Origin of the sequence: Nicoliella lavandulae (genome assembly GCF_037546185.1) — a bacterium.
Classification (GTDB): domain Bacteria; phylum Bacillota; class Bacilli; order Lactobacillales; family Lactobacillaceae; genus Nicoliella; species Nicoliella lavandulae.
In genome coordinates this window covers 126,512-150,525 of sequence record NZ_JAWMWH010000001.1, presented here as the reverse complement: position 1 = coordinate 150,525, position 24,014 = coordinate 126,512, and the positions used below count along the sequence as shown (strand labels likewise).

Below are 24,014 nucleotides of genomic sequence, written 5' to 3'. Positions count from 1 at the left end.
TCCATTAATTAAAAGGTAGAGCTATTAGAAGTGAATAAATAGTGGGATTTGGACTAATACTAACCAGAACAAGCAGGTTGCATAGTCCGTCCAACGAACATAGGTCTTATTTACGTGGGTCCTAGGCGCATCTTCGACAAACCCATGTGAAATCATGGCCTGTGACAAATCGGTGGACCAATTGATGGCTGCTAAAATGGCTTTAAAGTAAAGCTTTGGTGACCATAGTTGTAGCGTTACGCCCCGCATTAAACTGGCGTGGCGAATCGTTTGGACTTCAGTGATGATGCGTGGCACGAGGTTAAATGCAGTTAGGACCCCGTAGGCAAATTTGGACGGTAACTTAAAGTTTTGTTCGAGAGTAAACGCTAAATCAGCAATGTTAGTGGTGAGCGTAAACGTTGCTCCTAGCCATACATAGGTGTACAACCGGGTGAATAAGACCCAGCCCATTTCAGATCCCTGGACACCATAAATGACTTGTGAGATTAATAGTCCAGCGGCTGGAATCATGGGATATAGAATTAGGTATAAAAGTGACTTGAACTTAGTGCGTTTTAAAATCAAGTACAACATGCTAATCGCCATGATACAAAGGTTAAGGGGTACGTTGGGAATAAAAGAAATTTCCACGCCAATGATGATGACCATTAATAATTTAATTGCTGGGTTCATAGTAGTCCCTCCTGATAGGTTAATCGGTGGTCCTTAAATTGAATGTGATAATCGAATAAGGTTTCTAACCCACTAAGCTGGTGGCTAATGATGACGATGGTTTGGTTGAACTTTTGGCGTGCTTGGGTTAAGAACTTGACTACGGTCGTTAATGATTCAATGTCCAACCCCTTAAATGGTTCATCCATTAAGAGCACATCGTTACCCATGATTAACATTTCTAAGATTTGTAATTTCTTTTTCTGACCTTCACTTAGGGTGTAGACCACTTGTTGTTCACGACCATCAATCTTTAATTCCTTTAACATTGCTTGCACATCGTCAGTTGAGTAGTGGGGGTGAACGGCGTTCTTAAGTGATAATTGTAGTTCTTCTGCCACCGTAATATCGACAAACTGCATTTCAGCATCTTGAAAAACAAGTGCAACATGTGATAAGTAAGGCTTTTTACGAATTTTTTGGATATTTTTGCCTTGGTATAAAATTGTACCATCGTATTTAAATAGGCGGGTCAACGCCTTAAATAACGTGGACTTACCAATTCCGTTCTCACCAGTAATCAACGTGGTCCGGTTAGGGTAGATTTTAAATTGATCCATTGCTAACAGGGCTTGATCGTGTTGACTTAGCGTTAGGTGGTCCAAGTCAATGACGCTTTGTTCATCAGCAGTCGGGAGGGCTAATTTAACATCAGCTAATTCATGGTTATCGAACGGCGTAAGTAATTGCGCAACGTCTTGATGCGATAGCTCTGTGATTTGATGTTGGTCAGCATGGAGATAAAAGAAGTGATCAACTACTGCTTCATAGCCAGATAAGTCATGATCGACTAAAATGATGGTTTTGTGTTTTTCATCGCGCAAACGTGTTAGTTGGTGCAATAAGTCACTTCGTGATTGCCGGTCCAAACTAGCAAATGGTTCATCAAGTAAGATAACCTTTGAATCCATTGCGATAATAATGGCTAAGGCTACCTTTTGTTTTTCACCACCGGACAGGTCATTTAAGCTGCGATGCTTGAGTTTGGTAATGTTAACGAATTCCATTGCATGATCGATGCGGGCAGGGATAGCCGCTGGATCCATTCGGCGATTTTCAAGGGCGAATTGGATTTCATCGTAAACATTGGTCATGGTAAATTGTTGATTTGGATTTTGAAACATCATGGATACGATGCCACTCATGTCAGTGGCGGGGATGGTGTTGATTGCTTGGTCGTCAAAGCTGATGGTGCCGGTATAATCACCATTGGCAAACTCAGGATATAGACCAGCGATTGATTTTAATAGTGTCGACTTACCAGTTCCTGATGGCCCAGCAATCAAACTAATTTGACCACTGGGAAACGTTAAGTTCACGTCTGCCAAGACGGGTTGCTTACTTTTAGCATAGGTAAATGTGAAATGACTAACATTGACGGTTGTCATAAAAATTCCTCCAAATAATAAAGAAAGCACCCCAAAGCAATGCTTTCGAAGTGCTTTAATGTTATTTTAACGACTTGTGAATCAAAACGCGACTAAATTATGCTTCAATAGCATGGCTTCGGTTAAGCAATTTGTTAATTGCAGTTGGAATCGGATCACTAAAGACCCATACGGAGATAAACCGAAGAATGAATAATAGAATAATAAAGCCCACGTGGTAAGCATTGTAACCATTTTTGAACCAATCCCAAGTAAATGTAATGACGGTGGTAAAGACCGCTCCTAAGAATAGTTGGAAGTGACCATATTTTTTGTAGCCCGTAACGGCGAATCCTAATTCAGCACCGGCTCCTTGGATTAAACCAGAAACCACGTTCATAACGCCCCATTGATCACCTAAGAACATTTCAACTACGGCTCCAGCTACTTCACTGAAGATTGAAACTCCGGGCATCTTGAAGATGGCACCAGCTAGTGGTCCAGCGACGATCCATAAACCGAGTGATAAATCATTGGCAGCCGGTGCTAATCCGATGGGAGTTAAAATTAGGGTCAACGCATTGTAAATAAAACTAGTTAACCAGAAAATAACCCCACAGACGATTGCGATCAACGCAATTAAAATAATATTTCTAAGACTCCATTTTTTAGCCATTGCTAAAAACCTTCCTTTCAACATAGATCCATCAATAATTTTTTAAACAAATAGAAAAAGGGTCCTCAAATATTTTGAGGACCCTTTGGTATGTACGCCATTGAGCACACTAAAGTGCATTGTTTCCCTCCACCAGTGCTAACTGAATCAGGTTCAATGGGTATTATCTCAGCCGAACGGCACCCCAAACATCTATTTATTTAACTTTGACTAGTTTAACTTAGTCTTAAACAAATTGCAAGGTCGTTTGTTACAATCACAATGCTTAAATAACACTTCCTTTACAGTTCGCTTAAACCAATTGTCTAAGGACTGTGAAAATGGTAATTTATTATATAAGATTTAAATTACTTAATTTTTGGGAAGGATTTAGGATATGATTAGTAAAAAATTAAAACGATTCACGGTGGCATTGGTTGCTGTTGTCGGAATCGCTTCGGGTTCTGGAATTAATTCATTGGTTAATTCTGGGGCGACAAAAACGGCCAATGCGGCGACTTATAATTATGACTATGATTATGATGATGGAGCCGTTGGATTGACTGGTAACGCAATTGTGCCTGGTAATTACAAAATGAAGAATGCCAAGGCGGCCATTGCGGTTGATGCGGATAACGGTAAAATTGTGTACGCTAAAAACATCAATCAAAAGTTAAAAGTTGCTTCGACAGCTAAGTTAATGACCTTATACTTAGTGATCCGTAAGGCGCAAGAAACGAACGGCTGGAATCAAGTCGTTAATACTTCTAGCACTAGCTTAGTGAACATGAGCTACAATAATAACATCGGGGGCGGATTTAAGTTCAAACCTGGCCACAAGTATACAGTTAGACAATTATACCGGGCAACGTTAATCCAATCCTCCAATAATGCAGCCATTGCGCTAGGCCAATGGGTAGCTGGTTCTAACGGTAAGTTTATTGATATGATGAATAAACAAGCAGCCGCATGGGACATCGATGCGACATTTAATTCTGCATCTGGATTAGAAAATACGGACTTAGTTCACTATGGCTTTAAATATAAAGGGGGCGCCAATGCCGGTAACATGGTAAGTGCTAAGGCATTAGCAACCATTACCCAACACGTATTAGCGTACTACCCACAGATCCTAAAGGATTCAAAGAAGGGGACTGCGACCGTTGATGGGCAACGACTTTACAACTACAACAATATGTTAAAGGGGCGGACGTTCTATGCGCCTGACCTATATGTCGACGGGCTTAAGACTGGTTACACTCCAGCCGCTGGTCTTAGCTTTGTTGGGACGGGTCAAGTACCAGGCAAGGATCGCTTGATTACAATTACGATCAATGATAATTACGAATTTAGTGATCAACGGGATTTAATGCGCTACATCTATAAGAACTCCTCATTGTTCAATACCAATAGTAGTTCTGATACTGACGATGACGTGTAATCGTCAAACTAAATCAAAAATGATATAATTATCAATATGTTAAACCTTACGATTCAATCGTAAGGTTTTTTATTTTGAGGAGGCAATTGAACGTGACTAAGTTAATTTTAGCTGATTTGGATCATGGCTTTGAAACACGGACGGACCAAATTGGTCAATCACGATTAAACGAACAAATGACGAAACTAGCTGCCCAAGGGACGAAGCTAGGCTTTTTAACTGCAAATTCATATGCAAAGGTAATCCAACAATTTAAGGGGATGCAAGCCCCCGCAGTGGTTGTTTGTGAACGAGGCGCCGAAACGATTGTGGACCGGGTGGTTAAGGATGAAGCGACAATTGATTATCACATTTGGCAATCAGCGCTACAATGGGTCCAATCAAACCGTGATTTCAACACGGCCTACATTGTCCTATCTGGCAAATTAAACGCATATACAGATGCAACCCCCGATAGTAAAGCATATCCACAAATTAAGGCCGAATATCCTTCACGCTACCAAATTAAAAACATTGAATTAGTTAGCGATTTAGTTTACCAAATTCGCTTGATTTTTGATGACGACCAAGAAATTGAAAATAAGGCCCAAACTTTTAATAACCACTTTAACGGGAAGTTAGTAGCCCATGCGTTAGGCAATCAAATAGCAATTACTGCAGTTGAGGCTTCCTATGCTAATTCCATCGATGGTTTGAAAACAGAATTATCGCTTAATGATGCTGATGTAACGGTAATTAATGATCATTCCGATGCCATTGATCAATTATTTGATGATCCAGCAACTAAAAGTGGCTATGATGCCATTGACCAATTAATTAAGTAACCCGCCAAAATTTGTTATCTAGTTCATAACCATGTACAATAAAATAATGGTCAGTTACAAAGTTACTATGGTTTAAAGGAGCTTGTTTATGATATCAGCCTGGAATGTGATTGGGCTTTTTGTCTGGATTTTAATCATTGGATGGCTTATTTCAATGATAATTTTCACTCGAAAGCGAAACCAACAGGCCTTATTACAACCAAATAAAGAGTTAGGACTTAAGAATCGTTGGATAATGGTGTCCCAATGGTTAGTCCTAATTGGCTCAATTTTAGCAATGACAATTATTTCTTTTAGTGGGAATAAACATCTCAGCAATGTTTCTTTAGCTAGAAATTATAAACCCATCGTCTTGGATACCGATGGTCACAAGTCATACTATGTGAATGTTTATAATGCCAAGCGCCCATCCCAAAAGTATTACACCTATTTAACTAAGGGTGAGCATTACAAAGTATCCAGTCGTAATGCAATGATTATTAATGGCTATGAGTCTTCCTTTTCGTTGCCCACAATGACCTATCGCTCTGATCCTAAATTGATGAAGCGATTAGATCAACGGTATCAAAAAGCATGGATTGAAACCATTACGACTAAGTACAAACCTAATTTCTGGAATGGTCTCGGAATGCGGGTTGGTAGACAGGCGAGTCGGTACTCGATTATTCGGGTTCCTGACCAGTCGTTTATTTTCTATCATTAATAAAAGGACGATAACGTTATTCGACGTTATCGTCCTTTTATTGTTTTACATTGAATCTGATTGAGAGCTTGGAAGTGATAATAATTGGCGGCTGATCTGTTCCGCAGATTCATGATTATCATCTAAGCCCATCATTGGAAAGACCGTGGTTAGCCAATGAATACCTTCGGTCATGGTACTGAATACAATCAGTCCATTGTCAACTTGACCGGTAGAGTTAACTGCTTGGTCGGTAGCATTGATCTGAATGGCATTAATTTGGACTGTCTTACCATCGCTTAACTTAAACGCAGCTGGTTGAATGGTTTGTTCGTTGACCAATTGCTTGGTTAGGGAACCGGTATCAGCAGCTAGGTTTAATTTAGGAATGCGGGCTTCAATTAACGCATCGGCAATGACGGGTTCTTTAGGATAGAACTTGGACATGGCAACGAAGTGTTGATTAGCGCCGATCACATTCATCTGTGGTCCTAAAATAGTGACAATGCCAGCATTCATTAATGCGATTAATTGGTGGAAGCGAATGGCAGGGGCACCATTGGAAAGCAGTTGGCTGTTAGCTTTAAAACCCGTGAGGAAGTTTTCGACATAGTCATCATTGGTGAAATCATGATCTCCAATCACCTTTCTAAAGGTTGCTCTGACTTCCTTGAACGTGGTCAACGCGGTAGCCAATGGACCCTTACCTAATCCGGCGGTGGCATCACTAGCAACTGCCTTAAGCCAATTCAAGAGGGTTTGTTGATAATCAGCGGTAGTGGTGATTGGGGTCCCAGCTACTGGATTAAGTAGTTGTGGCCACCGCAATAATTCATTGGGTTGAAAGGGTGCATTATCAACCGCCGCATCTGGGTTATTAACAAACTCAGTGGTGAATTGTTGTACATCTACTTCGGGATGGTGTTGTTTTAAAATGAGTTGATAGTAAGTTAATTCAATTTCATGACGCATTAACTGTTGAAATTGATTAACCGTAATATGCCCATCGTTCTTTAACTTAGCGACCTGTTCGTCGGTAACAAAGTGGGACGTAAATTGATAATCATCATTAACTACGGCCTTGGGATAATAGGGCACGCCCCGTCTAGAACCGGCAAATAAGTGGGGTTCATTCCCGGATGGTAAGTACTTTAGTTGGCCATGTTCGTCAGTTTTAAATTGCCCACCTTGCCCAACGGTCAACTTAATTATTTCATCAAAGAAGCTCATCCCGAGCCCGCGAATAATAACGTTTTGATGGGGTGCAAAGTGATAATTGGCAATGTCACCAGGGTATGCAGGGGCTTGGTAGTAAAGGTGATGCTCATCAGCATACTTATGAAGCGATTGTTCACTAGTCGTTCGTTGGTGAGCACTGGCGTTGATGGTAAAGACCACTTGGTCGGCTTTAACGGCTTCATCATCGGTCTTAATGGTCCATTGATCTCCATTTTTTGTAATGTTATTAACGACTGAAAGATGGTAGTTAACGTTAACGCCAGTAGGTAAATTAGCGATCAATTGATCGTAAAACCATTGGGCATATGCGCCTACGAGTGCCCGGGGGGCATATCCATTTGGCGTTAGTTGACGGGCTAATTGCTCCAAGCGAGCATCTAAGTGCCGGGATTGAATGTATTGTGGTGCTAAGTGATTAGCCCAATCTGAAAGGCTTGGGCCCACTTGATGGCGATGATCAAATAACGTAATGTCACTTGCAATCGTGTTCATGATTAGTTCAATTGGTTGATCCACTCGCCATACTTGGCCACCTGCTGGGTATGGATCAAAGATATCGATCGTCAGTTCTGAACTGGAACTGGCCTGAAAATTTTGGACGAGGTGGGATAGGGTAATTAACCCGCGGGGCCCACCACCGATAATTCCGATGTTCATTATTGAGTTCCTCCCATTTGAATTGTTTTAGGATCATAGATTCCGATGTCATCAACAAATAATTGACCACAGTAAGCTTGGCCTGTGGTTGATGCCATCCCCTGTTTAGCATAGGCAAAGGTAGCCGTTGCGTTAGCGTGGACAGCAATACCCATTTCTTCACCACTTTGGGCGTTTAAACCAGATGGCACATCAATGGCAAGGGTCTTGGCATTGCTATCATTAATGGATTGAATAATGGCTTGGTAGTTACCACTAACATCACGGGATAGGCCAATGCCAAAGATGGCATCAATAATGACAGTGTATGATTGCCAATCAATTGGGTTACCGTTGATTACGTTGACTCCATATTTTTGCGCGAACATTAATTGTTGAGTCCGTTCGATGGTGGCGTGTTCAGGATTACCGACTAAAAAGACATCGACTGATACGCCCTTTAGTTTTAATAAGCGGGCAATGGCTAGTCCGTCACCACCATTATTACCAGATCCGGCAACGACTAATACGTGGCTTAAGTCCCACTTTAATTGGTCGATATTTTCAATGCTCTTTAGTGCGGCTCGTTCCATTAAAACGAGGGAGGGGATGCCAACTTCACGCATTGTGTATTCATCAAATGCTTTGGCATCACTAACTGAGATTGTTTTCAAATTTTTCACGTCCTTTATGATTAGTGATATATTTATTATTATCAATCAAAACTAAAATTAAATAAAGCGACTCGTGTTATAATTTTATTATGAATCTAAATGGAGAAAGGTGATTGAAATGAGCGAATTCGTACCTGAAAACATGCGCGAAGTTCGGCATGCAATGGTAGACTTTGAAGATGAAGGCAAGCACGTTGACCAAGATGAATTTATTGGAAAAAACGTGGAAAGTTTATTTCAAATCTATCTAGATGAAGCCGAAGAAGGGCACTATGATACGGCTAGATTAACTAAGCCGAACTTATTACAAGTGTTTGACTTAACGAATCAGGTCATTCACGAAGAAGTAGCCAATGGCGATAGTTTTGCCGATGACTTTAAGACCGATTCAGAAAAATTATTAATGCATCTATCAGATGTTGCCTATGATGTTGCAGCCCAATAAAATAAAGCACTTCACGATCGTGAAGTGCTTTATTTGTTATTTTAAGACTGGTAATTCAACACTTGCTTTAGCTAGGACGTGTCCCTTCATTGCTGCTTGCATTTTGTTTAACCAAAAACCATCGTTAAGTGGTAGTTTAGTATCTAAAGCATACAGCGTTAGTTGGTAGTTATGATCTTGATTAGGTGGGGTGGGGCCCAAGTAGCGTTGGCTAATAGTGGGATCCATTGGTCCCGCTAATGGTCCTGCGGTACTATTATTACCATGTGTCAATGGAATTAAGTCTTCATGACTAGCATTTTCCGGAATCAAAGTGGTCTTAGGGTCAATATTAGCTGCTACCCAGTGGATATATGCAAACCCACACACTGGAATTGAATCCCAATCGAGCATGACTAAAGAAAGTGATTGGGCATTCTTTGGGACGTCACTAATTTCAATTGGAAAAGAAATAAATGGAACGTGGTTTAATTTTTGGTCATTGGCAGCATGCTTAGTGTACTTGTCGCCTAGGTGGCCGTTTACTAATGGTACGTTGATTTTCATATTCAAGTCCTCCTTTTAGATATATTATATAACATTGATTATTATTTAAAATGTTAAAGGATTTTTTAAATGATATTTCCAATTTCATTTTTTGACTGTTTTATTTACTCGTTTTATTATATAATACCTATTAGACAGTATTAGATGTACTGAAAATAAAGCGTTACATAAGGTAGGTAATTTTATGAACTTTTTTATGAACTCAAGCTTTAACGCTAAAAACTCTGGGATTGAACATGCCCAATTAAAGCGGGCCTTCTTATTCCGTAAGAATAAGGAAGCTTACAAGTTAGTATTCCGTGAATGGAACCCATTACTTCATTTCCATTTGAATAATGTTGGTATTCACGATGATGAAATTTTAAACATGTTTGACTTCTTCCAAGAAGCTGAAGATGTTAAGGAAAAAATTGTTAAGCCAGAAGACATCGATTTCGGTGTTTCTGATTTAACTTACCAACGTGATGAAGAACACAATCGGGTGATTGTATTCAAGGACAAGCTAATTATTGCTCGTGTTAACTGCTTCGGTAAGGACATTAGTGATGACATGCGCGTTCAATCCGTTGAGTTATTTGATGGTTTTGCCAACTTATACCGGGTTGATTTCTACGATAGTCGTGGATTCAAGTCCATGGTTCAATGGTATACTCCAGACAACAAGATTGCGACTGAAACTTGGTACACTCCATCTGGTCGTCCAGTAGTTGAAGACTACTACCGTCCAAATGCACAAGGTAAGATGGACAAGTCTGGTTGGAAGACGGTGGATGCTAAGGGTACTGTTCGTCAATACGATACAATTGATGGTGTGTTATTAGAATTCTTAAATGCTGCTAACCACAAGTACCTTCGTAAGACTAAGCCAAACATCTTTATTATGGACCGTTCTGATCTATATGAAGAATTATTACCAGAACTACGTGAACCTGCATACACTGTATTGCACCTTCATAACTCCCATGCTGGTGATGCACAAAAGCCACACACTTCAATTATGAATAATAATTATGAATACAGTTTGACTGATGCAAACCGTTATGATGCAATCATTTCTGCTACTCACAAACAAACTGAAGATGTTAAGCACAGATTTGATCCTAAGGCTGCTATGTTTACCATTCCAGTTGGGGTTATTCCTGACAAGCACTTTGACGAACCACGGGTTCCAATGAAGGACCGTAAGTTCGGTAGTGTTATTGCTACTGCGCGGATTGCGCCAGAAAAGCAATTAGATAAGGTTATCCGTGCTGCCGGAATTGCTCGTAAGACGGTTCCAGAAGTTACTGTTGACTTATACGGATATGTTGACCACTCAAATGATGATATCGCCATGAAGCGGATTAACGAAGCAATCAAGGATTACCACATGGAAGATGCGGTTCACATCCACAGCTACGTTAACAACGTTTCAATCGTTCAAAAGAACGCTCAAATCTATGGTTTAGCATCTGTCATGGAAGGATTTAACTTAGCCATGATGGAAGCACAATCCGAAGGTGATGTTGGAATCACTTACGATGTTAACTATGGTCCTAACGAATTAGTAGTTAACAACGAAAATGGTTACATTGTTGATTACGGTGATTACAAGAAGATGGGTCAATACATGACTGACCTATTCACCAACCCTGATCAATTACAAAAGATGTCTGATAAGGCTTACGAACTTTCAGAACGTTACTCAGAAACTAACGTTTGGAAAGACTGGAAAGCATTATTAGATGATGCCAACAAGACTTGGAAACACAAGATGGCAGTTTGGAACCCTGATATCGAAAAGGGTCTCGAAAAATTAGATTAAGGAGCGGTTGAATAGATATGGCTAAAACATTTTTATTTGTAAATGAAAATATTTTTACGTTTAATTCCGGAACTGAATTTTCCGCAATGAACCGTCAAAAATTATTTAAGACGAACAAAAAAGATTCTAAGATTGTTACTCGTAATTATAACCAAGGATTACATCAAGAAATCGAAAAGTACGGTTTGGAAAGTAGCGACATTTTAAACATGTACGATTACTTCCAAAACGTAACTGACGTTCCTCACAAGCATGCTTACTTACGTTACTCTGACATGGTTGATAAGAACGAATACAAAATCGATGGAGTTGACAACAACAAGTCATACATCGAACAAAAGGGTAAGGTAGTTGCGCAAGTAAACATCTTCCCACTTACGATTGGTGAAATCGGAACGGTTGATTACTTTGACCGTTTTGGTAACACTAGTAGTCGGGATGTATGGGATGGTCGTGGATTCCGTTCTAAGACTCAATACCTTCATCCAGATGGCCAAGTTGGGCACGAAATCTTATTTGACTATGATGGTAATCCAGTAATGGAAATTACTCACATGAACATTAATGGTCAAGTTCACCCAACGATGTTCAAGTTATTGAACTACAAGGGTCGTAACATGCGTTTCAATACTGAAGATGAATTATTCGAATTCTTCTTAAACGAAATTTCTGATCCTAAGAAGACAATCTTAATTAATGATCGTCCTACATTAACTGATGTAGTTGCGAATGTTAAGAATGTGGCTGCTAGATACCAATTCTTGCACAACGAACAAACTACTGATGCTAATTTAGCTGGTAGTGCTAAGGGTAAGTTATACCCAATCTTGGAAAACCTATTCCACAAGCACTTACAAGATTACGATGGTTTAATCGTATCAACTCCACAACAACGTGATGACTTAAGTCGTCTCTTCCCAGAAGTAAAGACTTACGCTATCTTTGATAGCGCAATCTTCAATGACCAAGCTGAAGAAATTCGCAAGTCACTTGAAGATGACCGTTCAAACAACGTTGTTTATGCTGGACGGATTTTCCGTGACAAGCATATCGACCAATTAATTCAAACGGTTAGTTTTGCTAAGAACCGAGTACCAGACATTCACTTGGATGTAATTGGTTACTTTGAATCTGAAGAATACCGTCAAGAATTATTAAACCTTGTTAAGAAGTTAGGTCTTGACACTAACGTTGATTTCAAGGGTTACCTAATTGGTAAGGATAAAGAAGCTGTATTAAGCCAAGCTAAGGTAATGCTACAAACTTCATTTGGTGAAGGTTTGAGTATGTCATTAGTTAACGGTCTTGAATATGGACTTCCAGAAGTAGCATACGATGTTAACTACGGTCCTCTTAACATCATTGACAATGACGTTAATGGTTACTTAGTACCTGCTGGTAACGTTCGTGAAGCTGCTGGTCATATTGATGACATTATGTTAGATAACGCATTATTCAAGAAGTTGAGTAATGGTTCATTAGTTAAGGCTAAGGAATTCAGTTCTGCTAACGTTATTAAGCAATGGAATCAAATTAAATAATTTCATCACTTGCTAAAATAAAAAATCCTGTGAATTTTATAATTCACAGGATTTTTTTATTTGATAAAGTTTAAAACGTAAAAGCCTTGACCATCAGATGTAATGGTGTAGTTACTATAGCCGGCCTGAATCCAACTCGATTGAGTGGCTTTAGCCCAATTAGTAGCATCTTGAACCGTACTAAACTGACGTGGGGTACTAAACGATCCACCGTTGGCAGGCGCCTTAGATTGATTGTTATTTTGTGGCGGACGATTGCTAGCGTGGCTAGCAGCGGTCTTTTTACTACTATTTTGTTTGGCAGAGCTTGTTGAATTGCTATTACTGGAATGGCTATTCGATGTTGATTGACTGCTTGAATTAGTCGAACTTGCCATTGATGATGTTTGTGTGGGTTGGGCAGTATTATTATTACCAGAAGTTAGGTATTTGATACCACCAACGAGCAACCCGATTACGATTACCAGTCCTAAAATCCAAGGCCAGACCTTAAAGTTCTTAGGATTAGGATCAGGCTGTTTAGAGCCCTTATTGAAATCATAACGTTTTACTCGCGACTGCGGTTCTTGATTGTTCAAATAAATCCCTCCATAAATTAATGCCAACAAAAGCATTACGTCTATTATACCAAAAAACAGTCAGAATGCCTATTTTTCGGATTCTGACTGTTTGATATGGACTATTGTTGGGGATCGAAAAATTGATATAATTGATCCTTTGTTAAGTTGGCCTTATCTGCACCTTGAATATCATGTTCGACTTGACCGTGGTTTAATACGATCAATCGATTACCGTATTTTAGGGCATCATCTAGATGGTGGGTAATCATTAAACAGGTAAGGTGTTGATTACTGACGGTCTGGTTAGTTAAATTCATCAGTTCTTGTGATGTATTTGGATCTAATGCCGCCGTATGTTCATCGAGTAATAAAATTTCTGGTTTTTTAATGGTAGCCATTAAGAAACTTAACGTTTGGCGTTGTCCACCAGATAGGTTTCCCGTGGGGGTATTAAGTCGATTGCTTAAGTTATTGTGCAATTGACTGGTGATTTGCTTATACTTAGGCATTTCGCGCTTTAAATGCCGAGGCTTTAACAAGCGATGTTGGCCGCGCTTTTCAGCAAGTAACAGATTTTCTGCCACCGTCATTCGTGGCGCCGTACCGAGCTTAGGGTCTTGAAAGACGCGGCTAAGAAACCGAGTCCGCTTAGTTACGGAGGTTTTCGTGATGTCTTTATCATTTAATAAGACGTTGCCACTAGTAATTGGTAAGTTACCGCCAATGGCGTTAAATAGGGTGGATTTTCCAGCCCCGTTCGTCCCTAAGATGGTGATAAAGTCACCAGGAAAAATGTCTAAGTTAATATGATCCAGGATGTTTAATGGCTTACTACCATTGGGATACACAGTCTTAACAACATCCTTTAGTTGAAAAATTGGCTTACTCATGACGTTCTAACCCCCGTTTCAAAATTTGAATTATATTGAACTTGCTCCTGATGGCAGGCAAACTCATACATAATGCTAAGATAATAGATGAAATTAAGTTTAAGTCGTTAGCGTTGAACCCTAGTTGTAATACGATCAACAATACGAAACGGTATAGGATACTACCGAGGGTCACAGCAACTAGGCGTTGGTTCATGGTTAGATTACCAAAGGCAACTTCACCGATGATGATGGATGCTAGCGCAACCACGATAATTCCAATTCCCATGTTAACATCTGAATAACCGTTATTTTGGGCGACTAAAGCACCACCTAAGGCAATTACTCCGTTTGAGACACTTACCCCCAGACACTTCATGGTATCGGTATTAATCCCTAAGGATTGGGCCATATTTTCATTATCACCAGTAGCAATAAAGCCTTGGCCTAAATCAGTTTGTAAGAAGTAGGCGATCAGTACCGTTACGATGGTAATTACGATTAGTCCTAACGCAACACTATTGAAGTAGTTTGGAAGACCATCGAAGATTTTAGCATTTAATAAGTTACCCTTACCCAATAGGGAAACGTTGGCAGCACCCATAATCCGGAGGTTAACGGAGTAGGCTGCCGTCATAACCAAGATCCCGGATAATAGCACTGGAATTTTAGCCTTGGTGTAAAGTAGACCAGTGATCAATCCAGCAATTGCACCACCACCAAATGCAAAGAGGGTGGCAACAATTGGTGAGAAACCATGAGCAATGGAAGTGGCTGCAATTGCAGCTCCCATTGGGAAGGTTCCTTCCACCGTCATATCAGCAAAATTAAGAATTCTAAAGGTTAAAAATAGCCCGATGCCAAGTACTCCCCATAGAAGTCCTTGACCGATAGCAGAAACAATTAAACTCATTTGATCACCTCGCCCTTCGTTTCAGCTTCCTTCATAATTGAAGCTGGAATTGTAATGTGTAATTTCTTAGCTTGTTTAACGTTAACGATCATCTTACCTTGGTCAAAGACCTTAACTGGTGTGGTAGCAGGGTTTTCGCCTCGTAAGATTTTAGCTGTCATTTTTCCGATGGTAACGCCCATTTGGAATTGATCAACTCCATAGGTAGCGATTCCACCTGATTTAACCATGAAGTCCACGGATGGAAATACTGGAACGTTAGCCTTATCCGCATTGGCAACTAGGGTATCCATAGCTCCAGCGATTGTATTATCGTTAGGAACGTAAACGGCTTGGACCTTAGTTACCATTTGGCTGGAAATTTGGTTTAAATCATTGGAATTAGCAATTGTATATGTCTTTAAATTGATACCTTCCTTCTTACATAGAACCGCAAACTGTTTAGCTTGCGAAGTTGAAGAAGGGTCGCTTGATGTATAAATAATGCCTAACGTCTTTAGCTTTGGCATGAACTTTTTAATAACATCCAGTTGCTTTTGAAGGGGTGATCCATTGGATACACCTGTAATATGTCCACCGGGATGTTGTAAACTATTGACTAATCCAGCACCAACGGGGTCGGTAATCGCACCTAAGATAACGGGATTCGTTTTAATCGTGCTAGCCAATGCTTGTGCGGATGGCGTGGTAATTCCAATTGATGCATTTGCATTTTCATTGGCGAACTTAGTACTCATGGTCTTTAAGTTACTTTGATCATTTTGCGCATTTTGGTAATCAATCTTAATGTTTTTCCCAGGTTGATAACCACTATCCTTTAATCCTTGGATGATTCCATGGTGAATGGCATCAAGGGAAGGGTGGGTCATTAATTGTAAAATTCCTAGCGTGGGAACCTTAGAACTACTGGTTTGGGTTGGATTTTGTTCTTGAAAATAGGCCACCCCTAGAAAAACCAGTAGAATCGTGATTAGTGCATACATTCGTTTCATAAATCAAGCTCCTTAAATTTAAAGTTAAGTATTTAACGTACATATCCAAACAAAAAGGCGAAACACTTAGACAGTCCTAAGCATTTCGCCAATTGTAAGGTTTCAGCCAGGAACGGTTTAAGTAAGATCCGAACAAGCTGAAATATTTCGAGAAGAAAGAGAGCCGGTCCAGATACGCCTTTGCACATGCTTAAATAAAGTCGTATCTGAAATAAGATAACGACCTATGACCGGCTTTGCCAACGAATGGATGAGTTAATGGATTTTAAATTATTCATTGGATCTTTCTCCTTTCTACGTTTTAAGATTAAATTTATTTTAATATACTCATTATTAACTTGTCAAGCATAAAAAAGAGATTAGCAATTGCTAATCTCTTTTTTGGTGTTGATATTTTATTTTAATAAATCATCGTCGACCGTATCATTTACTTCTTTAGCTTTATCTAAATCATCATCAGTTTGGAAACTGTAACTAGAAATTCCCCAGTAGTAGAATACCAATGCCACAATAATGATTACAACGAAATCTAATGGGTATGGTAACACATTGATTCCGTTAAATTGGGTACTTCCAAGGTATGATACTACGGATAGGAAGACTAGGTAAACAATCATCCATAATGCGGAAACGAATTGTTTTCTAGTTTCCTTCCATTGGTTCTTCCATTCAAAGTAGAAGTAGAATGGAAGTCCTAATAGGATTACTAAGATAACTTCAATTGTCGTAGGCCACTTAGCCCAGTAGGTAGCTAAACTAGCCATTACAAAGGCAAATGGAGCCATAAACTTCAGTAACTTCAAACGAATTGGCCGGGTAAAGTTAGGCGCAATTCTTCTCAATGTTGAGACAGTGACCGGACCAGTAAGGTATGCGATCAAAGTAGAAGTGGAGATAACACTAGCCAGTGTAGCCCAACTTCTAAATGAAGCAACTAATAAGACAGAGATAATTAAGTTGGCAACCATGGCTACCCGAGGAACACCCCAACGTTTGTTGATCTTACCTAAGAACTTAGGCATGTGTTCGTTAGTAACCATTGCAGCTAGCGTCCGACTAGTTTGAGCAACGAATGAAACCCCAGTCCCAAATGGTGAAACAAAGGCATCCGCATATAGTAGGACAGTTAACCAGTAAAGGTTTAATCCAACTGCAATATCGGCAAATGGTGAATTAAAGTTAACACCATGCCAACCATTAGCTAGATTACTAGGTTCAATAGAACCAATAAACGTAAATTGAAGTAATACGTAAATAGCTGTACTAATTGCTAATGAGATAACAATCCCACGTGAAATGTTTTTACGTGGATTTTCGATTTCACGTCCCATATTAATAACCACTTGGAAGGCATTATATGAGAAAATAATTCCGGATGCGGTAGTGGCAGCAAAGATTGGAGCACTACCATAAGGCATGAAACCACCCAATGAAGGGTTATTAAAATCATGTGGTGTAAATCCAGAAACTAACAACATTACAATTGTAATTAATGGAATGGCTAGTTTGAAAATGGAAATCACACTCGTGAAGTTTGCTAACAAGTTAACAGACCAGTAATTCAAGAGGGTAAATACCAAGATGAATAAGAAGACAATGAAAAGTCCTTCATTAGTAATTTCTCCATTGCTTAAAAACCCTCTGGTCCAGTTAGCCCATGACCAAGGCCATGAACTCATGTATTGAACCGCGGCAACGGCTTCAATTGGAATTAAAGTAACAAGGGACACCCAATTGGCCCACGCTGCAATGAATCCTAGTAGGGATCCGTGTGAGTATTGAGCGTACTTACTCATTCCACCACTTTCTGGGAACATCGTACCTAATTCAATGTAGTTAAATGCGATTGAACCAATCACGATTGCCCCGATAACCCAGGAAATAATGGCAGCCGGTCCGGCAACTTTGGAAGCTTCCCAGGAACCGAATAACCATCCTGAACCAATAATGGAACTTAAACCTAACATTACAATCTGAAATAAACCAATTTTTCTTTTACTATTTTGTTTTGACATAGTTCTCCTTTCACGGTCTTTTAGTATTTTATCAAATATAAGAATAATTGCAAATGAAAAAATCAGCATTGGCGGGATGTTAAGCGCTTTCATCTCGTTAACCAATACCGATTTCACAATCGTAAAAAGTCTTAAATTAAATTATTAATCATGTGCAATGCTGTATCGTATCGAATATCTTTGAAGATTAAGTAAGTGGTACTTAACACTACTCCCAGTAGGGAATAAAAGACCCAATTAATGTCAAAAGTAAGGGTGTGCATAAATCCAAAGATTCCACCACATACAATGATGCCAATAATTCGGGTAATTATACCATTGGTTAGCTTAAAAAAGTAATTGAAAAAGATGCCCCGAAAAATCAGCTCTTCAAAAATGGGGGCAAATACACCTGCAAAGATGTAGTTAGTCAGTGGTGCACTTTTTAAGATGGCTTCTACGTCCTTTTGATTGGTTGGTTCACTAATCATATGGTTAGCAATTAACGATGACCAGATGACTTGAATGACGATCATTGATATTAACAATATGATAAAAATAATAAGGGCATTTTCGTCGAACTTTCGCCGTTTAAAATGAAATGGATTATGAGCTTTAAGTTGTTTACGATAACGCCAAACAATGAAGGCAATGGAGATTGCAATTGCGACCACGCCATAAAGTAATACCTGGTAATATTGTGCCTTATTATTAGTCGCTGGTGCATTCTCTAAAATGGCAGAACTAATTTGGTAGATTAAAATAAAACCAATAAATTTTAAAACCATTAATCCCTTAGTACTGAGATAGTGAAAACTATTTTTTACAGCAGTCATAGATTACCCCTTTCGTTTAGTTTCACATAGTTGAATCACATTTTGGTCTGGATCATAAACTGAAATGGCGTTCATGGGACCATTACTACCCTTGATTTCAGTGGGGCCATCAATGACATCGACTCCGTAATTTGCCATGTGATTAATGACATAATCAAGGGAATCTTTGACGATTAAGGTGATGCTACTAGCTCCAGGGGTGGGGGTAGCGATTTTGTTTGTAGTGGCGGTTTCAACGGTGACGAAGACAATTTTTTGGTGGCCAATTTGAATGGCTAGGTGTTCATCATCGATGCTGATAATTGGTAAGTCGAACACCTCATGGTAAAAACGCATGGTAGCCTTTAAATCAGTCACGGTCACGGTGATTTGATCAATGTCTTTAATCTTCATAGTGGATTCCTTCCTTGTTCAAAAATTATAATATCATTATAACATAGCTGAAAACCTTAAAATCGGTGGTCAAAACGGTTTGAAAAGTTTACAATATAATAGGATTTATTGTACGAAAAATAAGGAGTGAACAGTATTGGCATTACTTGATGTTCAAGATTTGAGCATGAGTTTTGCTGACAAAACCCTCTATGAAGATGCTAACTTCCAATTAAATAAGGGAGAGCACATGGGAATTGTTGGTCAAAACGGGGTCGGAAAAAGTACGTTGATTAAAATTATTACGGGAGTTGAACTTCCCCTGACCGGCTCAATTAAATGGCAAAAAGGGGTTAGCATTGGTTATTTGGACCAGTATGCAGATATTCCGGATGGAATGACGTTGATTCAATTCCTCCACACCGCATATAAGAACCTCTATGATATGAATGACCGGATGGCGCAGTTATACGAAGACTACGCTACTAACATGGATGATAAGCTGTTAGAAAAAGCTGGTCGGATTCAAGAACAACTAGAAGCAAATGGTTTTTATGATATTCAAACTAAGATTGAACAAGTAATTACTGGATTGGGCCTTGATGATGTAGGTCGCGACCAGCCAGTTGCGAAAATGAGTGGGGGCCAACGGTCTAAAATCATCCTAGCGAAGTTGATCTTAGAATCACCCGAAGTTATTTTGTTGGATGAACCGACGAACTACTTGGATACTGCCCATATTGATTGGTTGGTAGATTATCTAAATAATTTTGACGGTTCCTTTATTGTCATTTCACATGATTATGACTTTTTGGAACGGGTTACTAACTGTATTTTAAACGTGGCTTTCGGTCAAATTCATAAGTACCGGGGTAGCTTTAAGCAAGCTATGCGTCAAAAGGATGAACGTGAAAAAGCCCAAGAAAAGGCCTATGAAAAACAACAAGTTGAAATTGAAAAAGCAAAGGCGTTTATTCGGAAAAACAAAGCTGGTAGTAAGTCTAAGATGGCTAAGTCCAGAGAAAAGCAACTATCCCATATGGAAATTGTTGATCCACCTTCGGCAAATGAACATGCTAAGTTCGACTTCCCATATTTAGATACTGGCTCACAAAATGCTTTGAGCGTGGACCACTTATCAGTTGGTTATAACAAGCCACTGCTCCAACCCGTGACCTTTACGGTGACCACCGATCAAAAGATTGGCTTACAAGGATTTAATGGGGTTGGAAAGTCTACGTTGATTAAGACGATCTTAGGGATGATCAAACCATTAGGTGGGGAGGCTGAATTTTCACCATCGGCTAAAGTTAATTACTTTAGTCAGGATTTAGTGTGGAGTAATCCGCAAATGACGCCGATGCAGATTGTGCAAGATCGTTTTCCTAAGTTAGATCAACGTGACATTCGGACTAAATTAGCTAAGTGTGGAATTGGTCCAGATAACGTAAGTAAACCAATGAATGATCTTTCTGGTGGGGAACAAACGAAGGTTAAGTTAGCGATGATGGAATTTGTCCCAAGTAATTTCTTGATCATGGATGAACCGACGAACCACTTGGACGATGAAACCAAGGATGCCTTAAAACGGGCGATTAATAAGTTTCCAGGCAATGCTATTATCGTTAGTCACGAAGCGTCATTCTATGATCACTTAGTGGATAAGATAATTGATGTTGAAAAACTAAGCCTACGTTCACAACCAAAGTAATTATCATTACTAGCCGAAATGGGGTTTTCCCATTGCGGCTTTTATTAGATTAAGGGGAATTATCATTATTAAACAACAAATCAAACCATATTTATACACAACGACCGTGGTGGCAGCAATGACTGCGACCGGATTATTAACGGTGGCCAATCGTGCCAATGCCGCAAGTAGTGCTGCCACCGAATTAGTTACTCAACAGAGTAGTAATGTAGCTAGTAGTGCTGCTAGTGCTTCTTCAAGCGCTAGTTATAATGCGAACAGTCATGCCATTGATACCATGAATAGCTACATTGCTAAAAATCAAAACGTAATTCAATCCACGTGGGACCAAAACTTCCACTTTAATGCATCGGATGGTTTTGCGAATGATATTCAATCCATTCTGCCTCACTATGGTAGAAATGGCGCAATTGATCATTGGGATATTTATTATATTGCCCAACCATTGGCCCGTCTTCAAGGGGTGCAATACGAATGGAAGCACATGGTGACGAAGGATTTTAAGACCTTCAGTGATGCTGATCCTTCCAATCGGTATAGTCTAAACAACGTAGCGCTACCGGATAAATACTACTTGGATAGCAATAATCAACCATTCCAAATTGCCAATAATCAAAACGAATATCCATGGGGTGCCGCTGCTTCTGGCTCTGTGATCGATAACAACGGTTTATTAACTAAGGATCAATTTGGAAACTCCATTGACTATCATGCTAAGTTAGCGTACTTTACTAACTTCTCTAATGGGCAAAGTATTCATTTAGCTTACAGTAACAACGGCGAACAATTTAAGCCGTATAAGTCCAAGGCAGTAATGCATCCCGATACAATTAGTGGGTTAAAAAATAAAGTCGACTTTAGAGATCCATATGTTGAACGCCTCGCAAATGGAAAGCTAGTTGCATACGTTGCGGGAGGCTTGGCCAATGTAATGTATGTCTTTACCAGCTCCGATGGGGTCAATTGGGACTTTCACCCCGACGAAACAATTGACTTAACGGGTTATAACGTTGCTGAAATGCCAGTGGTTAAAACGGTCAATGGGCAACCAATGATGTTCTTTATCGCCGGCAGTAAGGATTATACTGGTAACCAAAGTGGTGACTATGTAATGACCGGGAGTTTTAATTCTGATGGGATCTTTACGCCAACTAAGAATAGTAAAATCACGAAATTGGATAACGGATTCGATAACTTTGCTGGTAATTATACTAACCTCAATTCCAAAAAGTTAATTTCGATGGCATGGCTGGGGAATTGGACTTACAGCCCCAATTTAAATTCATATGATAATAATCAGCACTTTGGGACCTATACGCTGGCGCGAACGATTCAATACCAAAACGGGGATTTCTTGGTCGACCCAATCGAGCCTGATCACAAACAAATTGGCGAATACCAATTAAAGGCGAATCATTCATTTATGGTCGGGACTAATAATAAAGTGGCCTTGGACTTTAGTAACCGTAATCAATCCATTAAGTTGACCCGCCAGGATAAAACTGGTAACAACGTTCGAATTGATGTTAACGGTAGTGTTGTGACCATTTCACGAAGTTGGAATTTTCATAAGAGTATGAATAAGGTCACCACAAACGATTATGGCAAGAACTTAGGCCAGGCTGTCTTATACGTGGATAACAGTTCAATTGAGGTCTACTTCCCAGAGGTGCATAAGATGTATACCTTAATGACGTTGAGCAATACCCAAAATAGTCCATATAAAATGACGGTAACTAGTGATGCAACGCTTGACTATTCAATGTTTACGGATAATTTGCAAACGACCACCACAGCTGATCGCAGGAGTCAAATGGCCGTTGCTAAACAGCAGGCTAAGCAACGCGTTTTAAATCAACAATCAGCGGTGGTCGATCGATTGAAGAATCACCTAACCCGCGGTAATCATCGCCAGCTAGTAAAGACGGTCGATCAAAAAGCCCGTACGACCCGCACCCAACTTACTAGTGCTAACAGTAATCTCAAGTTAGCAACGGTTGAAAGTAACTTTAATGATTGGCTAAATAATGTGAAGGTTAATGCTGGGTTCATTAAAGTCAATATTGATAAGGGGACGCGATACTACGCTCAAGTTGGTAGTAAGCAAAGCCATAAGACGACTAAGCGTTTCAAATCAGTGACCGTGCGCAAAGTAGTTGAACGAAGTGGTCAAATCTGGCAACAAGTCCAAATTAATCGTCAATTAGTATATATTAAAGCCTAAAAAAAGCTAATGCAGTTCGTTCTGCATTAGCTTTTTGATTGGATTATTGATTGAACGTGCCAGCTTCAACGGCTTTAATATAATCAGCCAGGTGTTTGTAATAAACGGGGGCGTTATCGATCATATGGTGATGACCACCGTTCGGGGTGGAAACGAATTGTGCGTTTGGAATCATTTCAGCCATTCGTTTACCAGTTGCCAACGGCATTGATTCATGTTCCCCAAAGGTAACTAACGTTGGGACCTTAATGTTCTTTAGGTTGTCCGTATTATGCCATTCGCCTAGTTTACCGGTAATCACGAATTCATTATCACCTTGAAAGGCGTTATAGATCGTCGTGTTAGCCAAACTAGTTAAATGAGCAATTGCTGGTGGTTGCTTTCGATCAATGTAATCACGATTAAGTTGATCAACATCGTTTTGGTAACGTTCATTATCGTAGTCGTTGTTGGCTTCACATTCTTTCATGAACGCTAATTCATCTGGCGCAAATTCTTTTTCACGGATTTGATTAAGGTGTTTGGTGTAGTCATCGATTTCATCCACCATGGATGAGATAATGGCACCCTTTAAGTGTTGACCATACTTTTGGGCGTATAGTTGCACTAGTAAACCACCCCAGGATTGACCAATTAAATAGAATTGGTCTAACCCTAATTTTTGCCGAACTTCTTCCACTTCATCTAAGAAGTAGTCATAGGTAAGCACCTTGTCGGCTACTGCTGGATCATCAAAGTCAGGGGAGTCTGAATACCATGACCCCAATTGATCGTACATGTGGACTTGAACGTCTAAGCCTTGCTTTTTAAGTTGGTCAGCAGTGTCTTCCCAATATTCATGGGTCCCACCCGGGCCACCATGTAAGGCAAGGAGGTGAATGGTTCCCGTCCCAGCAGTATGTGTCCAGAGATGATAACCATTATCTAAGGTGATGATTTTGGTCCCTTGTTTCATTTGCAAACCCTCATTTCTAA

General features: G+C 39.7%; 22 protein-coding genes and 1 riboswitch. Of the genes, 8 read left to right on the top strand and 14 right to left on the bottom strand.

Annotated features, from left to right (window positions below):
* Positions 1-24: 24 nt before the first annotated feature.
* The 3 genes from R4146_RS00765 to R4146_RS00755 all read right to left on the bottom strand — a co-directional run bounded on the left by R4146_RS00765 (position 25) and on the right by R4146_RS00755 (position 2,757).
* Positions 25-675, bottom strand: coding sequence for an energy-coupling factor transporter transmembrane component T family protein (locus R4146_RS00765; protein WP_339959562.1), 651 nt, complete (start codon positions 673-675; stop codon positions 25-27).
* Complete coding sequence (locus tag R4146_RS00760; protein WP_339959561.1) at positions 672-2,102, bottom strand: ABC transporter ATP-binding protein; 1,431 nt, start codon at positions 2,100-2,102, stop codon at positions 672-674. Before R4146_RS00760 ends, R4146_RS00765 begins: the two co-directional genes overlap by 4 nt.
* 97 nt (positions 2,103-2,199) lie before the next feature.
* The gene (locus R4146_RS00755; protein ID WP_339959560.1) at positions 2,200-2,757 is read right to left on the bottom strand and encodes an ECF transporter S component; all 558 of its coding nucleotides are present in this window, start codon (positions 2,755-2,757) and stop codon (positions 2,200-2,202) included.
* Between the two features lie 107 nt (positions 2,758-2,864).
* A riboswitch (TPP riboswitch) is annotated at positions 2,865-2,954 on the bottom strand.
* Positions 2,955-3,133: 179 nt separating this feature from the next.
* Here R4146_RS00755 and R4146_RS00750 point away from each other — a divergent pair.
* The 3 genes from R4146_RS00750 (at position 3,134) to R4146_RS00740 (ending at position 5,704) form a co-directional block, all read left to right on the top strand.
* Complete coding sequence (locus tag R4146_RS00750; protein ID WP_339959559.1) at positions 3,134-4,177, top strand: serine hydrolase; 1,044 nt, start codon at positions 3,134-3,136, stop codon at positions 4,175-4,177.
* A gap of 92 nt (positions 4,178-4,269) precedes the next feature.
* Positions 4,270-5,001, top strand: a complete 732-nt coding sequence (locus R4146_RS00745; RefSeq protein ID WP_339959558.1) for an HAD hydrolase family protein — start codon at positions 4,270-4,272, stop codon at positions 4,999-5,001.
* A gap of 88 nt (positions 5,002-5,089) precedes the next feature.
* Complete coding sequence (locus R4146_RS00740) at positions 5,090-5,704, top strand: LVIS_2131 family protein (RefSeq protein WP_339959557.1); 615 nt, start codon at positions 5,090-5,092, stop codon at positions 5,702-5,704.
* A 45-nt stretch (positions 5,705-5,749) separates the two neighbouring features.
* Here the strand turns inward: R4146_RS00740 and R4146_RS00735 are convergent, their stop codons facing one another.
* Together R4146_RS00735 and R4146_RS00730 are read right to left on the bottom strand one after the other, a co-directional pair.
* Entirely contained in the window at positions 5,750-7,579 is a 1,830-nt protein-coding gene (locus R4146_RS00735) for an FAD/NAD(P)-binding protein (protein ID WP_339959556.1), read from the bottom strand.
* The gene (locus R4146_RS00730) at positions 7,579-8,232 is read right to left on the bottom strand and encodes an NAD(P)H-hydrate epimerase (RefSeq protein ID WP_339959555.1); all 654 of its coding nucleotides are present in this window, start codon (positions 8,230-8,232) and stop codon (positions 7,579-7,581) included. The genes R4146_RS00735 and R4146_RS00730 overlap by 1 nt, the downstream gene beginning before the upstream one ends.
* A gap of 118 nt (positions 8,233-8,350) precedes the next feature.
* On the opposite strand from R4146_RS00730, the gene R4146_RS00725 reads away from it, so the two are divergent.
* On the top strand, positions 8,351-8,677 hold the full coding sequence (locus R4146_RS00725) for a hypothetical protein (RefSeq protein WP_339959554.1): 327 nt from the start codon (positions 8,351-8,353) through the stop codon (positions 8,675-8,677).
* 36 nt (positions 8,678-8,713) lie between these two features.
* Here the strand turns inward: R4146_RS00725 and R4146_RS00720 are convergent, their stop codons facing one another.
* Entirely contained in the window at positions 8,714-9,223 is a 510-nt protein-coding gene (locus R4146_RS00720) for a YbhB/YbcL family Raf kinase inhibitor-like protein (protein WP_339959553.1), read from the bottom strand.
* Positions 9,224-9,419: 196 nt separating this feature from the next.
* On the opposite strand from R4146_RS00720, the gene R4146_RS00715 reads away from it, so the two are divergent.
* Both R4146_RS00715 and R4146_RS00710 read left to right on the top strand, forming a co-directional pair.
* Entirely contained in the window at positions 9,420-11,027 is a 1,608-nt protein-coding gene (locus R4146_RS00715) for a glycosyltransferase (protein WP_339959552.1), read from the top strand.
* A 17-nt stretch (positions 11,028-11,044) separates the two neighbouring features.
* On the top strand, positions 11,045-12,568 hold the full coding sequence (locus R4146_RS00710; RefSeq protein ID WP_339959551.1) for a glycosyltransferase: 1,524 nt from the start codon (positions 11,045-11,047) through the stop codon (positions 12,566-12,568).
* A 56-nt stretch (positions 12,569-12,624) separates the two neighbouring features.
* On the opposite strand, the gene R4146_RS00705 is transcribed toward R4146_RS00710, so the two are convergent.
* From R4146_RS00705 to R4146_RS00675, 7 genes are all read right to left on the bottom strand, one after another.
* A complete protein-coding gene (locus R4146_RS00705) occupies positions 12,625-13,146 on the bottom strand; it encodes a hypothetical protein (protein WP_339959550.1) in 522 nt (173 codons plus the stop codon).
* Between the two features lie 101 nt (positions 13,147-13,247).
* Positions 13,248-14,018, bottom strand: coding sequence for an ABC transporter ATP-binding protein (locus R4146_RS00700; RefSeq protein ID WP_339959549.1), 771 nt, complete (start codon positions 14,016-14,018; stop codon positions 13,248-13,250).
* The gene (locus R4146_RS00695) at positions 14,011-14,910 is read right to left on the bottom strand and encodes an ABC transporter permease (RefSeq protein WP_339959548.1); all 900 of its coding nucleotides are present in this window, start codon (positions 14,908-14,910) and stop codon (positions 14,011-14,013) included. The genes R4146_RS00700 and R4146_RS00695 overlap by 8 nt, the downstream gene beginning before the upstream one ends.
* On the bottom strand, positions 14,907-15,902 hold the full coding sequence (gene trpX / locus R4146_RS00690) for a tryptophan ABC transporter substrate-binding protein (RefSeq protein WP_339959547.1): 996 nt from the start codon (positions 15,900-15,902) through the stop codon (positions 14,907-14,909). Before trpX ends, R4146_RS00695 begins: the two co-directional genes overlap by 4 nt.
* A 395-nt stretch (positions 15,903-16,297) precedes the next feature.
* Complete coding sequence (locus R4146_RS00685) at positions 16,298-17,917, bottom strand: APC family permease (protein WP_339959546.1); 1,620 nt, start codon at positions 17,915-17,917, stop codon at positions 16,298-16,300.
* Positions 17,918-18,048: 131 nt separating this feature from the next.
* Complete coding sequence (locus R4146_RS00680; protein ID WP_339959545.1) at positions 18,049-18,732, bottom strand: CPBP family intramembrane glutamic endopeptidase; 684 nt, start codon at positions 18,730-18,732, stop codon at positions 18,049-18,051.
* A 3-nt stretch (positions 18,733-18,735) separates the two neighbouring features.
* A complete protein-coding gene (locus tag R4146_RS00675; RefSeq protein WP_339959544.1) occupies positions 18,736-19,125 on the bottom strand; it encodes a VOC family protein in 390 nt (129 codons plus the stop codon).
* Between the two features lie 136 nt (positions 19,126-19,261).
* On the opposite strand from R4146_RS00675, the gene abc-f reads away from it, so the two are divergent.
* Both abc-f and R4146_RS00665 read left to right on the top strand, forming a co-directional pair.
* Positions 19,262-20,815: a ribosomal protection-like ABC-F family protein gene (abc-f, locus tag R4146_RS00670; protein ID WP_339959543.1), complete on the top strand. Its 1,554-nt coding sequence runs from the start codon at positions 19,262-19,264 to the stop codon at positions 20,813-20,815.
* A gap of 118 nt (positions 20,816-20,933) precedes the next feature.
* Positions 20,934-23,039: a glycoside hydrolase family 32 protein gene (locus R4146_RS00665; RefSeq protein WP_339960619.1), complete on the top strand. Its 2,106-nt coding sequence runs from the start codon at positions 20,934-20,936 to the stop codon at positions 23,037-23,039.
* A gap of 43 nt (positions 23,040-23,082) precedes the next feature.
* Here the strand turns inward: R4146_RS00665 and R4146_RS00660 are convergent, their stop codons facing one another.
* A complete protein-coding gene (locus tag R4146_RS00660; RefSeq protein WP_339959542.1) occupies positions 23,083-23,994 on the bottom strand; it encodes a proline iminopeptidase-family hydrolase in 912 nt (303 codons plus the stop codon).
* Positions 23,995-24,014 lie beyond the last annotated feature (20 nt).